Source organism: Falsiroseomonas sp. E2-1-a20, assembly GCF_051433195.1.
Classification (GTDB): Bacteria; Pseudomonadota; Alphaproteobacteria; order Acetobacterales; family Acetobacteraceae; genus Falsiroseomonas.
This window is the reverse complement of record NZ_JBHMFT010000019.1, coordinates 63,649-77,398: the sequence shown is the minus strand read 5'-3', so window position 1 is coordinate 77,398 and position 13,750 is coordinate 63,649. Positions and strand designations below refer to the sequence as shown.

Annotated in this window: 11 protein-coding genes; 6 read left to right on the top strand and 5 right to left on the bottom strand. The window is 72.2% G+C overall.

Annotation, left to right across the window (positions count from 1 at the left end):
• The first annotated feature begins 29 nt into the window (after positions 1–29).
• The 6 genes from ACFHPP_RS20905 (at position 30) to ACFHPP_RS20880 (ending at position 5,895) form a co-directional block, all read left to right on the top strand.
• Positions 30–722 (top strand): cold-shock protein, encoded by a 693-nt coding sequence (locus ACFHPP_RS20905; protein WP_437165172.1) that lies wholly within the window; start codon positions 30–32, stop codon positions 720–722.
• Positions 723–961: 239 nt separating this feature from the next.
• A complete protein-coding gene (locus ACFHPP_RS20900) occupies positions 962–2,017 on the top strand; it encodes an ABC transporter substrate-binding protein (RefSeq protein WP_437165171.1) in 1,056 nt (351 codons plus the stop codon).
• Between the two features lie 4 nt (positions 2,018–2,021).
• Complete coding sequence (locus ACFHPP_RS20895) at positions 2,022–3,086, top strand: ABC transporter ATP-binding protein (RefSeq protein ID WP_437165170.1); 1,065 nt, start codon at positions 2,022–2,024, stop codon at positions 3,084–3,086.
• Positions 3,083–3,949: an ABC transporter permease gene (locus tag ACFHPP_RS20890; protein ID WP_437165169.1), complete on the top strand. Its 867-nt coding sequence runs from the start codon at positions 3,083–3,085 to the stop codon at positions 3,947–3,949. The genes ACFHPP_RS20895 and ACFHPP_RS20890 overlap by 4 nt, the downstream gene beginning before the upstream one ends.
• A gap of 67 nt (positions 3,950–4,016) precedes the next feature.
• Entirely contained in the window at positions 4,017–4,823 is an 807-nt protein-coding gene (locus tag ACFHPP_RS20885) for an ABC transporter permease (RefSeq protein ID WP_437165168.1), read from the top strand.
• Between the two features lie 187 nt (positions 4,824–5,010).
• Entirely contained in the window at positions 5,011–5,895 is an 885-nt protein-coding gene (locus tag ACFHPP_RS20880; RefSeq protein ID WP_437165167.1) for a LysR family transcriptional regulator, read from the top strand.
• Between the two features lie 5 nt (positions 5,896–5,900).
• Here the strand turns inward: ACFHPP_RS20880 and ACFHPP_RS20875 are convergent, their stop codons facing one another.
• The 5 genes from ACFHPP_RS20875 to ACFHPP_RS20855 all read right to left on the bottom strand — a co-directional run bounded on the left by ACFHPP_RS20875 (position 5,901) and on the right by ACFHPP_RS20855 (position 13,623).
• Positions 5,901–6,875, bottom strand: coding sequence for an NAD(P)-dependent oxidoreductase (locus ACFHPP_RS20875; RefSeq protein ID WP_437165166.1), 975 nt, complete (start codon positions 6,873–6,875; stop codon positions 5,901–5,903).
• Positions 6,875–7,846, bottom strand: coding sequence for a Bug family tripartite tricarboxylate transporter substrate binding protein (locus ACFHPP_RS20870; RefSeq protein WP_437165165.1), 972 nt, complete (start codon positions 7,844–7,846; stop codon positions 6,875–6,877). The genes ACFHPP_RS20875 and ACFHPP_RS20870 overlap by 1 nt, the downstream gene beginning before the upstream one ends.
• Before the next feature lie 113 nt (positions 7,847–7,959).
• Positions 7,960–11,223, bottom strand: a complete 3,264-nt coding sequence (locus tag ACFHPP_RS20865; RefSeq protein ID WP_437165164.1) for an error-prone DNA polymerase — start codon at positions 11,221–11,223, stop codon at positions 7,960–7,962.
• Positions 11,220–12,710 (bottom strand): Y-family DNA polymerase, encoded by a 1,491-nt coding sequence (locus tag ACFHPP_RS20860; RefSeq protein WP_437165163.1) that lies wholly within the window; start codon positions 12,708–12,710, stop codon positions 11,220–11,222. The genes ACFHPP_RS20865 and ACFHPP_RS20860 overlap by 4 nt, the downstream gene beginning before the upstream one ends.
• Before the next feature lie 136 nt (positions 12,711–12,846).
• On the bottom strand, positions 12,847–13,623 hold the full coding sequence (locus ACFHPP_RS20855) for an ImuA family protein (protein ID WP_437165162.1): 777 nt from the start codon (positions 13,621–13,623) through the stop codon (positions 12,847–12,849).
• Positions 13,624–13,750 lie beyond the last annotated feature (127 nt).

Below are 13,750 nucleotides of genomic sequence, written 5' to 3'. Positions count from 1 at the left end.
CGTCCGCGGCCGAACAGGCGAGTCCAGAGATGACCAACACGCACGACTGGCGGCGAGACCGCAAAGCCCGCAGCAAGCGGGGGTTCGATGACGACATGCCGCAGGAGGGCGGCTGGGCGGCGCCCACTCTCCCCAGTTTCTCGCCCTCCGCGGCTCCGCGGCGGCCGAGTTCCTCCCCCGTCGCCTCCGGCCCGGATGTCGGCGCGGTGGTCAAGCGCTTCGACCCGGAGCGCGGCTTCGGCTTCGTGGCGGTCGAGGGTGGCGGCGGCGACGCCTTCCTGCATGTCAGCGTGCTGCAGCGCGCCGGCGCGGACAGCGTGGCGCCCGGCACCAAGCTGCGCGTCCGCACCGGCCAGGGCGAGCGTGGCCCGCAGGTGACCGAGGTGCTCGAGGTCGGGGAGGTCGGCGAGATTCCAGCCTCTCCGCCGCGTGGCGGCATGGGTGGTGGCATGGGCGCGGGTCCGCGCCCGGGTGGCGGCGCCCCCTTCCGCGCCCCGCCGCCGCCCGGCGCCGGCGAGGAAGTGCAGGGCACCGTGAAGTGGTACAGCGCGGAGAAGGGCTTCGGCTTCGTGACCCCCTCCGATGGCGGCAAGGATGTGTTCGTCCACGCCACGGCGCTGGAGCGCAGCGGCCTGCGGCCGCTGACCGAGGGCCAGTCCGTCACGCTGCGCGTGGTGCAGGGCAAGAAGGGTCCGGAAGCGGCCTCCGTCACCGCGGCCTGACCTTCCACCGCGTGCTGGCCAGGGCGGCGATCGGGAACGGTCGCCGCCCTTGGCATGTCCGGGTGCCGACAAGCAAAACTTGTCCGCCGCGACAGCGATTTTCTGTTTGAACCGGGCTCGCCGCTGGCCGAGGCTGGCCGCAACCGGCATCCTCGTGCGCCGCCGCCCCGCCTGGCGGCCGGTGTGTCGTGACGATGCGGGCAGGGCAGGCTTATCGGTGTGGCGAAGGAGAGACCGGCATGACCATTTCGCGCAGGACGCTGGGGGCAGGCCTTGGGGGCGTGCTGGCGGCGCCGTTCATCCGCCCGGCCTTCGGCCAGGAACGCAGCATCACGCTTGCCGCCTATAGCGGCATCTTCCAGGAGAACTACGAGGCGGTGGTGGTGGAGCCGTTCCGGCGCGCCAACCCGAACATCAAGGTCACCTACTTCGCCATGCCGAACTCGGCCCAGACCCTGGGCACGATGCGCGCGCAGAAGGCGGCGCCGCAGTTGGATGTGGCGATGTTCGACATCACCATCGGCAAGGCCGCGACCGATGAGGGCCTGCTGGACCCGATCACCCGTGCCGAGTTCCCGGTGCTCGCCGACCTCGCCCCCGGCGCCTTCGCGGAAGGGGTCGCCGCCGTCGGCGTGACCTTCGACAGCCTGTCGCTGCTGTATTCGCCGGAGACCGTGCGCCCCGCGCCGACCTCCTGGCGCGTGCTGTGGGAGCCGGCCTATCGCGGCAAGATCGCCATGGCGGCGGCGCCCGACATCGTCGGCATCGGCATGACGCTGATCGCCAACCGGCTGTTCGGCGGCACCGACTACAAGGACTACGCCCGCGGCGTGCAGGCGCTGGCGGACCTCGCGCCGCATGTCCTGTCCTGGGACCCGCGGCCGGATGCCTATACCTTCGTCACCAACGGCACGGCGCAGCTCGCCGTGGGCTGGAATGCGCGCGGGCAGCTCTATTCGCGCCAGTCCGGCGGCAAGCTGGCGGCGGCGCTGCCCGAGGAAGGCTCGCTGTTCCAGATCAACACGCTGGGGCTGGTGAAGGGCTCCCGCCAGACGGAGGCCGCCAAGGCCTTCATCGCCTACGCCCTGTCGCCCACCGCGCAGTCCGCCTTCGCGGAGCGCATGTTCTACGCGCCGGTGAACACCAAGGCGCAGGTTTCCGCCGAGGCGCTGTCCGCCACCGCTGCCTCCCCGGCACGGATGGAGAAGATGCTGGCGGTGGATTGGCTGGAGGTCGCCAAGTTCCGCAACCAGTTGAACGAGCAGTGGCGCCGCCGGATCCTGACGCGTACCTGACCGGATGCCGCATCTGGAGTTGCACGGCCTGGAAAAGCGCTTCGGCGCGACCAGGGCCGTGCAGGCGCTGTCGCTTTCGGTCGAGAAGGGCGAGCTGATCGGGCTGCTCGGCCCTTCCGGCTGCGGCAAGACCACCACCTTGCGCATGATCGGCGGGCTGATGCCGGCGACCGAGGGGCGCATCCTCGTCGCCGGGCGCGACGTGACGGCGCTGCCGCCGCACAAGCGGGACATGGGCATCGTCTTCCAGAACTACGCGCTGTTCCCGCACATGGATGTGGCGGGCAACCTCGCCTTCGGGCTGGAGATGCGGAAGGTGTCCGCCGCCGAGCGCGAGCAGCGCGTGCAGCGCGCGCTGGCCATGGTCCGGCTGGAAAGCTTTGCCAGGCGCAAGCCGCGCGAATTGTCCGGCGGGCAGCAGCAGCGGGTGGCGCTGGCGCGCGCGCTGGTGATCGAGCCCAGCATCCTGCTGCTGGACGAACCGCTCTCGAACCTCGACGCGAACCTGCGGGAGGAGATGCGGAACGAGATCCGCGACATCCAGCAGCGCCTCGGCATCACCGCGGTCTTCGTCACGCATGACCAGGCGGAGGCGCTGGCGATCTGCGACCGGATCGCCGTCATGCGGCTCGGTGTGCTGGAACAGCTCGGCACGCCCTTCGAGATCTACGAGCGTCCCGCCAATGAATTCGTCGCCGGCTTCGTCGGCCGGGTGAACCGGGCGGCCGGCGTCAGGCTGGCGCAGGGCCGGGTGCAGCTCGGCGATGTCGTGCTGCACGGCACGGGGGAGGCGCCGCCCGGCCCGGTCACCATCATGATCCGCCCGCACCGCATCGGCCTCGGCGGCGCGGCACCGGAAGGCGAGGGCTGGAACAGCGCCACCGGCACCGTCACCCGCCGCACCTTCGTGGGCGACCTTCTGTCCATCGAGGTCCAGGTCGGGCCGGCGACGCTGCTGGTCGAACAGCACAGCTTCGCAGGTGCCCCCGGCCCGGCGCCGGGGGAGGCGGTGCGGCTGTCCTGGCGGGCGGAGGACACGCTGGTATTCCCGCGGGCCGTGCCGGCGTGAGCAGCGGCGGCACACGGATGGGCGGCTTCGGGCTGCTGCCGCTGCTGGTGCTGCCGGCGGTCGCGGTGAACCTGCTGGTGTTCCTCTGGCCCATGGTGAACCTCGGCAGCCTGTCCTTCCGCGAGGGCCTGCCGGGCGGCGGTATCGGCGCCACCTTCAGCCTGGCGACCTGGGTGGAACTGGCGGGCGACAGCTTCTTCCGCGAGATCCTGCTGCGCTCCATCGGCATGTCGCTGGCCATCACCTTGTTGGCCCTCCTCGCGGCCTATCCGCTGGCTTTCTTCGTGCACCGTGCCGATCCGCGCTGGCGCAGCGTGCTGGTGGTGGCCTGCATCTCCCCCCTGCTGATTTCCGCCGTGGTGCGGACCTATGGCTGGCTGGTGATCCTGGGCGACCGTGGCTTCCTGCCCAGCATCCTGCGCGCGGTCGGCGTGGAGCCGGGGCGGCTGGTGTTCAACATGACCGGCGTGGTGATCGGCCTGGTCGAGATCCTGATGCCCTACATGATCCTGTGCCTGCTGGCCGGCTTCGGGAAGCTGAACCAGACGCTGGAGGAAGCCGCCGCCAGCCTCGGCGCGCCGCCGCTGACGGTGTTCTGGCGCATCGTGCTGCCGCTGACCCTGCCGGGCATCCTGCTCGGCTGCCTGCTGACCTTCGTGCTGACCATCTCGTCCTTCATCACGCCGAAGCTGCTGGGCGGCGGGCGCGTGCTGCTGCTGGCGACCGAGATCTACGACCAGGCCATCGTCACGCTGAACTGGCCGCTGGCGGCGGCGCTGTCGGTCATCACGCTGGTCGTCTTCGGGCTGGCGATCCTGGTCTATGGCCGGATCGCGCGGGCGGCCGAGAGGGCGATCGCGTGATGGCGCGGCGTCTTCATTCGGGAAAGCCCTCTCCCCCCAGGGGGGGAGAGGGCTTCAGGGCACCCGCATGATCACCTCCGGCCCCGGCCGCTACCTGTTCTGGCTGCTGGTGGCGGCGCTGTTCCTGTTCCTGCTGGGGCCGGTGCTGCTGGTCTTCCCGATCTCCTTCTCCGCCGACAGCTTCATCGGCTGGCCGCCCTCCGGCTGGTCGGTGAAGTGGTACGTGGCGATGCTGAACCAGCCCAACCTCGGCATCGCGCTGCGCAACAGCCTGATCCTGGCCGGCATCGTCACAATCCTCGCGCTGGTCATCGCGCTGCCCGCCGCCGTCGCGCTGTCCCGTGGCAGCTTCGCGGGGCGCGATGCCATCATGGCCTTCCTGACCGCGCCGCTGCTGCTGCCGACCATCGTGCTGGGCCTCGCCCTGCTCATCATCTTCGTGGGCCAGGGGCTGATCGGGTCCTGGCCCGGGCTGATCCTGGCGCATCTGCTGATCACCGTGCCCTATGCGCTGCGCGTGCTGATGACGGCGCTCGGCACGCTGCCGGCCTCGGTCGAGGAAGCGGCGGCCAGCCTCGGCGCCTCGCCGCTGTCGGTGTTCTTCCGTATCACCCTGCCGCTGATGACGCCGGGGCTGGTGGCGGCGGCGGCCATCGTCTTCCTGGTATCCTTCGACGAGGTGGTCATCACCCTGTTCATCGTCGGCCCGCAGCTCACCACCCTGCCGGTGGCGCTGTTCCACTATGTGGAGGCGCGGACGGACCCGCTGGTGGCGGCGGTGTCCGTCATGATGGTGCTGTTCACCCTGGCCCTGGTGGTGGTGCTGGAGCGCGCCATCGGGCTGCGGCGCGCGATCGGCGGCAAGGGCGGTTGATACCAAATCCCGCGGATCTGGACCAATCCGCCCTCAGTTGCTGGCGCTTCGCTTGGCTACGCGCCACTTGGCGCGGCGCCCATCCGGGCGCTCGGCCAGCTTTGCTGGCCGCAGGTTGTGACCGCATCGGTTGACCTTGCGGCGGCGCGCGCCTTGGATGCGGCGCGCTGACTTCCGGACCGCCTTGATGAACCTCCGCTTTCTCGAAACCTTCCTCTGGGTCGCCCGCCTCAACAGCTTCAGCGCCACCGCGGACCGCCTGCACACCACCCAGGCCGCCGTTTCCAACCGCATCGCGGCGCTGGAGCGGGAGCTCGGCATCCGGCTGTTCGACCGCGACCTGCGCTCCGTCCGCCTGACGCCCGAGGGCCGCGCCGCGCTGTCGCGGGCGGAGGAGATCGTCCGCCTCGCGCAGGAATTCCAGGGCGCGGTCAGCAGCCGGGACGCGCTGCGCGGGCGGCTGGCGGTGGGCGCCATCGATTCGGTGGTGCACACTTGGCTGCCACGGCTGATCCGCCGGGTCCACCAGACCTATCCCTGCATCGAGCTGGACCTCACGGTCGATACCAGCCTGACGCTCTCCGGCCATTTCCACCGCAACGAGATCGATCTCGCGATCCTCATGGGCCCGATCATCGCACCCCAGGTGGAGACCATGCCGCTCGGCAGCCTGTCCTGTTCCTGGTACGCCGGGCCGGGGATGGACCTGCCGGAGGGGAGGCTGGGCCTCGAAAGCCTGGCGGCCTGGCCGATCTTCGCCTTCTCCCGCGGCTCCAAGCCGCACCAGGATGTGCTGCGCCACTTCGCCTGCGCCGGGGTGAAGGCGAAGGCGGTGTCCAACTTCAACTCCATCGCCACCATGATGATCCTGGCGCAGGACGGCCTCGGCGTGACGCTGCTGCCGGATGCCGCCGCCGCCGGGGCGGTCACTGCCGGCCGGCTGCGCCGCCTGGACGTCTCGCCGCCCTGCCCCCCGATCGAGGTGCACGCGGCCTACAGCAACCAGCCCCGCAACGTCATCGCCGCCGCCGTCGCCGTGATGGCCCAGGAGGAAGCGGGCACGGTGGCCTGAAGCCCTCAATACCCCCGGCCAGGATCCACCAGCTGGTGCAGCGGCTCGCCGGCGCGGAAGCGGAGCAGGTTGGCGCGGAACGCCTCCAGGCAGCGCGGCGCGTACTCGGCCGGGTCGTACAGGCCGCAATGCGGCGTGACGAACAGGTTCGGCGTGGTCCACAGCCGGTGGTCGGGCGGCAGCGGCTCCACCGGCAGCGCATCCAGCACGGCGCCGGCCAGGCGGCCATCGTCGAGCCGGTCGGCCAGCGCCTCGGCATCCAGGATCTCGCCGCGGCCGATATTCACCACCCCCGCATGGCGGGGCAGCAGGTCCAGCTCGGCCGCGCCGACCAGGCCCTCGGTCGCCGGCGTCAGCGGCAGGGCGATGACCAGGACATCGGTTTCCGGCAGATGCGCGCGGAAGCCGTCGCCCCGCGTCATCAGCGCGACATCCGGATGCGGCCGGCCGGAGTGGCTGTTGCCGATGACGTGCATCCCCTGCCGGGTCAGTGCCCCGGCCGCCGCACCGCCGAGTGCGCCCATGCCGAGGATCAGCGCGGTCCGGCCCGCGACGGTACCGGCCGGCTTCGGCGCCCAGCGCCCGGTTCGCGCCGCGGTGGCGAAGAACGGGATCTGGTTGTTCAGCATCAGCACCGCCAGCAGCGCGTATTCCGCCGCCTTCGGGATGTGCGTGCCGCTGGCATTGGTCAGCGCCACCTGCGGCGGCAGTGCTGGCTTCAGCAGCCATTCGACGCCGGCGCTGGTGTAGCCGATCCAGCGCAGGCGCGGGGCGCGGCGGGGCAGGTCGTGCAGCGGGGCGTGGCCTGCCAGCAGCAGCACCTCCGCCTCGGCCAGCCCGGCCTCCAGCGCATCCGGCGTCGTGCCGAAACTCAGCGCCGCCTCGGCCTCCGGCAGCGCCGCGCGCAGCCGCGCCTCGGTGAAGGCCTCCGCCAGGGAGGAGGCCGGGTTCACCTGCACATGCAGGCGCGTCGGCCGCATCACTCGAGCCGGATGTTGTTGGCGCGGATGATGCGGCCGTAGCTTTCGGTCTGCTCGGTCAGGATGCGGCGGAAGGTCGCGGCGCCCTCGGCCCGGACCTCGCCGCCCAGCTCGCCGATGCGGCGGACGATGTTCGGCTCCTCCAGCACCTTGGCGATTTCCTGCTCCAGCCGCGCGATCATCGGCGCCGGGGTGTTGCCCTGGGCGAGCACGCCCTGCCAGGTCCCGGCATCGGGCTCCGGCCAGCCGAGTTCCCGGAACGTCGGCAGGTTCGGCACCGCGGCCAGGCGCTTCGCGCCGGTCACGGCGATGCCGCGCATCTGGTTGTTCACCACGAAGTTCTGCGACTGCGTGGCGCCGGCCATGGTGAAGTTCGCCTCGTTCGTCACCAGCGCGGTCAGCGCCGGGGCGCCGCCGCGATAGGGCACATGCGTCACCTCCCCACCCCAGGCATTGGCAAGCGAGGCGGCGACCAGGTGGGTCAGCGTGCCGGTGCCGGAATTGGCCGCGTTCAGCTTGCCCGGATTGGCCTTGGCATAGGCCGCCAATTCCTGCGCGTTCTGCACCGGAAGCTGGTTGTTCACCGCCAGGATGTAGGGCGCGTAGACCACCATCTGCACCGGCGCCAGGTCGCGCAGGCTGTCGAAGGGCAGGCGCGGGAACAGATGCGGGTTGGTGGCGAGGACGGAAATGTCCAGCAGCACCATGGCGTGGCCATCCGGCCGGCTTTTCGCCACCAGGTCGGCGCCGATGTTGCCGCCGGCGCCGGCGCGGTTTTCCACCACCACGGATTGCCCGATTCGCTGGCCGAGCGAGGGCGCGATCAGCCGCGCCAGGATGTCGCTGGTGCCGCCCGGGTTGAAGGGGACGATCAGGCGGACGGGCTGGGTGAACTCCTGCGCCCGCAACAGGCCGGGGGTGGCCAGCAGCGGCGCGGCGGCGGCGGCCTGCAGGATGGTGCGGCGGTTCATGGCGCTGGTCTCTCTCCCGATGGAGGCGCCTCTGGCGGGCGCCGCGGCGGCATCCTGGCGCCGCGCCGGGCGGGCGGGCAAGGCCGCCGATGGGCGGCGGGGGTTCGTTTCGTTCACCGGAAGTCCCGGCTGGCGGGCAGCCGCGCCTTCTTCGGCGCGCGGGCGCCGGGGTCCGGCCGGCGCACCTCGTCGGCGCGGCCGATGTTGCGCTCGGCCCAGGCGGAGCTGCCTTCCGCTTGCGGCAGCGCGTCCAGCAGCCCGGACCAGTCGGTCAGGCGGCGGATGATGACGTGCAGGATGGGGATTTCCGCATGGGTGTCCTCGCGTTCCAGCACGCCCTCCGCCAGCAGCAGGCGGCCGGCGACCAGCGCGGCGCGGTCGCGCGCCGCGACATCCTGGAACACCACGAGGTTCGCCACGCCGAACTCATCCTCGATGGTCAGGAACACCACGCCCTTGGCGGAGCCCGGCCGCTGGCGCATCAGCACCAGGCCGGGCAGGCGAAGCCGCGTGCCGGCGCGCGCGGCCTCCAGCCGGCGCGTGTCGTCGCAGCCCTGCGCGTCGAGGCGCGGCCGCAGCAGCGCCAGCGGGTGCCGGCGCAAGGTCAGCCCGGTGGCGAGGTAGTCGCCCACCACCGCCTCGCCTTCCGTATGCGCCGGCAGTTTCGCGACCGGCTCCGGCAGCATCGGCGCCTCGTCCGTCAGCGCCGCCGCCACGGAGTCCTGCGCGATGGCGAACAGCGGCAGGTCGCGCGGGCCGGAGGGCACGCCGCGCGCATCCCAGGCCGCGTCGCGCCGCACCAGCCCCGCACCTGCGAAGGCATCCGCCGCGGCCAGGTTGTTCAGCGCCCGCTTGCCCGCGCCGCTGCGCCAGGCGAGGTCCTCGACCGAGGTGAAGGGCGCGCCGTTGCGCGCCTCCCGCGCTGCGACGATGGCCTGCGCCTCCTCCTCCGCCAGCCCCGTCACCAGCCGCAGGCCGAGCCGCAGCGCGAAGCCGGTGGCGCCAGGTTCCAGCGTGCAGTCCCATTCGCTGGCGTTCACGTCCACCGCGCGGATTTCGACATTGTGCTCGCGCGCGTCGCGGACGATCTGCGCCGGGGCGTAGAAGCCCATGGGCTGGCTGTTCAGCAGCGCGCAGGCGAAGATCGCGGGGTGGTGGCATTTGATCCAGGACGACGCATAGACGAGATGCGCGAAGCTGGCGGCGTGGCTTTCGGGAAAGCCGTAGCTGCCGAAGCCCTCGATCTGGCTGAACACGCGCTCGGCAAACTCCTGCCGGTAGCCGCGGCCGACCATGCCGGCGACCAGCTTGTCGCGGTACTTCGCCACGCCGCCGGTCATCTTGAAGGTCGCCATGGCGCGGCGCAGCAGGTCGGCCTCATCCGCCGTGAAGCCGGCGGCGACGATGGCGAGCTTCATCGCCTGTTCCTGGAACAACGGCACGCCCAGCGTCTTCTCCAGCACCTTCTGCAATTCGTCTGGCGGATGCGGCGGCGCGGGGGAGGGATACTCCGGCACCTCGATCCCCTGCCGCCGGCGCAGATAGGGATGCACCATGTCGCCCTGGATCGGCCCCGGTCGGACGATGGCGACCTGGATCACCAGGTCGTAGAATTTCTCCGGCTTCAGTCGCGGCAGCATGTTCATCTGCGCCCGGCTTTCCACCTGGAACACGCCGACGGAATCCGCGCGCCGCAGCATGGCGTAGGTCGCCGGGCAATCCGGCGGCAGCGTCGCCAGCGCGTAGTCGAGGCCGCGATGCTGGCGCAACAGCGCGAAGGCGCGACGGATGCAGGACAGCATGCCGAGGCCGAGCACATCCACCTTCAGGATGCCGAGCGCGTCGATGTCGTCCTTGTCCCATTCCAGCACGGTGCGGTCTTCCATCGCCGCATTGGTCACCACGGCGAGTTCGGTCAGCGGCCCGCGCGTGATGACGAAGCCGCCGACATGCGTGGCCGCGTGGCGCGGCACGTCCTGCAATTCCTCCGCCAGTTCCAGCGTCATCGCCAGGCGCGGATCGCCGACATCCAGCCCCTCGCTGGCGGCAAGCTGGTGCAAATCCAGCTCCCGCCCCGGGCCCCAGCTCGCCTTGGCGAGGCGCGCCGTCACATCCTCCGTCAGCCCCATGGCGCGGCCCACTTCGCGGATGGCGCTGCGGGCGCGGTAGCGGATGATGGTGGCGCAGATCGCGGCGCGGTGGCGGCCGTAGCGTTCGTACAAATGCTGGATCACCTCCTCGCGCCGCTCATGCTCGAAGTCGATGTCGATGTCGGGCGGCTCGCCGCGGCTGGCGGAGACGAAACGCTCGAACAGCAGGTCGTGCTTGTCGGGATCCACGGCGGTGATGCCGAGCACGTAGCAGACCGCGGAATTCGCCGCCGAGCCACGGCCCTGGCAGAGAATCTTCTCCCGCTTCGCGAAGGCCACGATCTCATGCACGGTCAGGAAATACGGCGCGTAGCCAAGCCGGCCGATCAGCTCCAGTTCATGCGCGACACGGGCGCGGATGTTGGCGGACCGGCCGAAGGGTTGCGTCGCCAACGCCGCCGCCACCCGCGCCTCCAGCGTCTGCTGCGCGGTGCGGCCGGGCTCCATCACCTCGTCGGGGTATTCGTAGCGCAGCTGGTCGAGCGAGAAGCCGGCGCTGGCGTCGAGCACGCGCAGCGTGTTGGCCAGCGCCTGCGGGTGGCGCGCGAACAGCCGCGCCATCTCGGCGGGGGATTTCAGATGGCGCTCCGCATTCGGCTCCGCCGCATGGCCCAGCGCATCGACGGTGGTGCGCAGGCGGATCGCGCTCAGTACGTCGGCGAGGCGGCGGCGCGCCGGGTGGTGGTAGCGGATGTCGCCGATGGCCAGCAGCGAATCGCCGGCTATGCCCGCGAGAGCATCCAACCTTTGCTGGTCGTCGCCGGCATAGGGGCAGGACGCCGCGAGCAGCAGCGGCAGTGCCAGCTTGCCGTGCAATGCCGCGGCATCCGCCTGCCATTGCGCGGCATCAGGCGCGATGGCCGCCAGCACCAGCCCCTCCGCCGCCTCGAACAGATCCTCCCGAACCAGCGCGCATCCGCCCTTCGGCGCCCGCATCCGGCCGTGCGACAGCAGCGACGTCAGCCTTCCATAGCTGGCGCGGTCGGTCGGCCAGGCGAGCCATGCGGTGCCATCCGACAGCACCAGCCGGCAGCCCACCGCGAAGCGCAGCCCGGCTTCCTTCGCCGCGACATGGCCGCGCACCACGCCGGCCAGGCTGTTGGTGTCACACAGGCCGAGCCCCGCCAGCCCCAGCGCCGCCGCCGCCTGCGCCAGCTCCGCCGGATGCGAGGCGCCGTCGAGGAAGGAGAAATGCGAGCGTGCGGCGAGTTCGGCGTAGCCTGTCACGGCAAATGGCCATGCAGCCGCCAGGCGGATTCGGCGCCGCCACGGCAGACCCACAGCCGCATGCCGCAGGTGAGCTCCACCCGGTAGCCGTCCCGCCGGTAGCCATGCGGCAGGCGCCACCATTCCGGCTCCAGCCGCCGCGGCCCCTCCGCCCGCAGCACGCGATGCGCCGCGCCGTGCCAGCGGAGTTGCGCCGGCGGCGCATCCGGCAGCAGCGCCACCACCTCCAGCGCCAGCGGCCGGCGCAGGCGCAGCACCGGCGAATCGGGGCGGGACCAGCCGGGCGGCGGCTCCGGCGGCGTGGCCTGCGGGTCCAGCGCCATGACGCTGCGTTCCGGCCAGTGGCTGGCCAGCGGCGCCACGCGATGCACGCGCAGCCGCTGGCCCAGCCGGTCCAGCAGCTGCGCCAGCAGCACGGCTTCTTCCCGCCGCGCCCCGATCCCGAGGCTGATCTGGCTGCCGGCCTGCATCGGGTCCGTCGCCTGGGCCTCCAGCGCCATGCGTTCGAAGCCGAGGTCGGGTTCCAGCTTTTCCAGCCGGTCCGCGAACAGCCGCCGCAGATGCGCGGGGTCGCGGGTCGGCTGGCCGGTGCCGATCGTGATGTCCTGCACCACCCCATCCACCCGCCAGGCCAGCAGCGACAGCCGGCGCACGCCGCGGCCGGTGCGGCGCAGCGTCTCGGCCAGGTCGGCCAGCAGCCGGTCGAGCGCGGCCTCGATCGCCGGCCGGGTCACGATCGGCTCCAGCAATTCGATCGCGGAGGCGAGGTCGGGCGGCGGCAGCACCGGCTGGATGGCGTGCGGGCGGCGGCCGGTGACCGCGTCCAGCGCGTCCAGCAGCTTCTGGCCGAAGCGCCGCGCCAGCGGGCCGCGCGGCTGGTCCAGCAGATCCCGCACCCGGCGCAGGCCGAGTCGCGCCAGATCCTCCCGCATCGCCGCATCCAGCCGCAGCGCCGGGCCGAGCGGCAGCGGCGCGGCCAGCGCCGGCTCGATGCCGGACGCGGCGATGGGGTTGTCCGTGCGGGCGCGGGCCAGGGCGGCGGCGGTGGCGGCGGCGCCGGCCACGGCGCCCTGCGGTGCCAGCCCGGCACGGCGCAGGCGCGCCAGCGCATCGGCCAGCAGCGCGGCCTCCCCGCCCCACAGATGGTCGCAGCCGGTGATGTCGAGGATCAGCCCCTCCGGCGGATCAACCGCCGCGAGCGGCGTGTAGCGGCGCGCCCACAGCGCCAGGGCGCGCAGCGCGCACGCATCGGCCTCCCGCGCCGCGGGGCGCAGCAGCAAATCGGGCGCGATGGCCTGGGCATCGGCCAGCGCCTGGCCCGGGTTCAGCCCGAGTTCCGCGGCGGCGGCGTCCACGGCGACCAGCAGGCGGCGACTGCCGATGGCCTCCCAGGTCGCCAGCGGACGCTCCGGCAGGTCCGGCTCCGCCCGCCGCAGCCGCGCGATGGCCAGGTCCGGCAAATGCAGCGCCAGGAAGCGGCGAGTCATGTCCACCTCAGGCGCCGGCGGGCGCTCCGCGCCCTTGGCTCGTCATGCCGAAGGCATGCCTGCGGCATCACGCACTTGCGGCGGGCGCCATTCGGCGCCTCAGCCGCCTCCAGCGTCTGCAGGTCGGCGCTTGCCATCATCTCCGGGCGCGCCGGGTGCGGGTCGGTTCGGCCGACACCTCCGTCTCCTCCAGGTCGAGCGCGCCGGAGGCGGCGCGCCAGGTGACGGACCATGGCCCGCCCGGCTTGCCGCCGCGCGCGCGCAGCAATTCCAGCTGCCAGCGCGGATCTTCCAGCCCATGCCCGGCGCCGCCGGAGGGCAGCGGCGCGACCCGCCAATGCGTCGCCGCGGCGCTGGGGTCCGGGTTCGGCAGGTCCGGCCGCAGCACCAGGCCGAGCGCGCCGCCGGTCTCGGCGGCCAGTTGCAGGCGGCGGGTCGCGGTCAGGTCCAGCCGGGCCGGCGCCTCCCACCCCGTGGCGAGCAGCGCGCCGGTGACGGCGGGGCAGCGCAGCGCCTCCTCCATCGCCCACAGCGCATCCGACCAGCGTTCCGCCCGCACCAGCACCAAATTGGCCGGCGACAGGCCGCAGCGGGCGAGGCCGGGCGGCCAGGCCTGCAATTCGTCCCGGTCGGTGGCGATCCACAGCACCGTGCCGCCGCTGCGGGCCAGCAGCATGGCGCAGAAGGCGGCGGCGCTGCCGGGGCTGGTGCCGGCCACCTCATGCATCGCGGCGCGCGCCAGCCCGCCGCCGGGCAGCGCGATGCCGTCGCACACCGGCACCGGCGCCACGCCATGCCGGGCGCGGCCACCACCCTCCAGCCGCGCCACGCGCGCACGCAGCGCGGCCAGCACCGCCGCCTGGTCGAGCGGGGCCGAATCCGGCGGAGGAGGAGGAGTCTCGACAGGCTGCATCGCGCCGACGATGGCCGAGCGATCCGAACAAATCAAGAACAACCAGGGCGACAAAAAGTCATCCTGCGCGACGGGGTTGCCGCATCGGATGCGGCGCGGCGGGCATCGCGCTGAAACCCCTGGCATC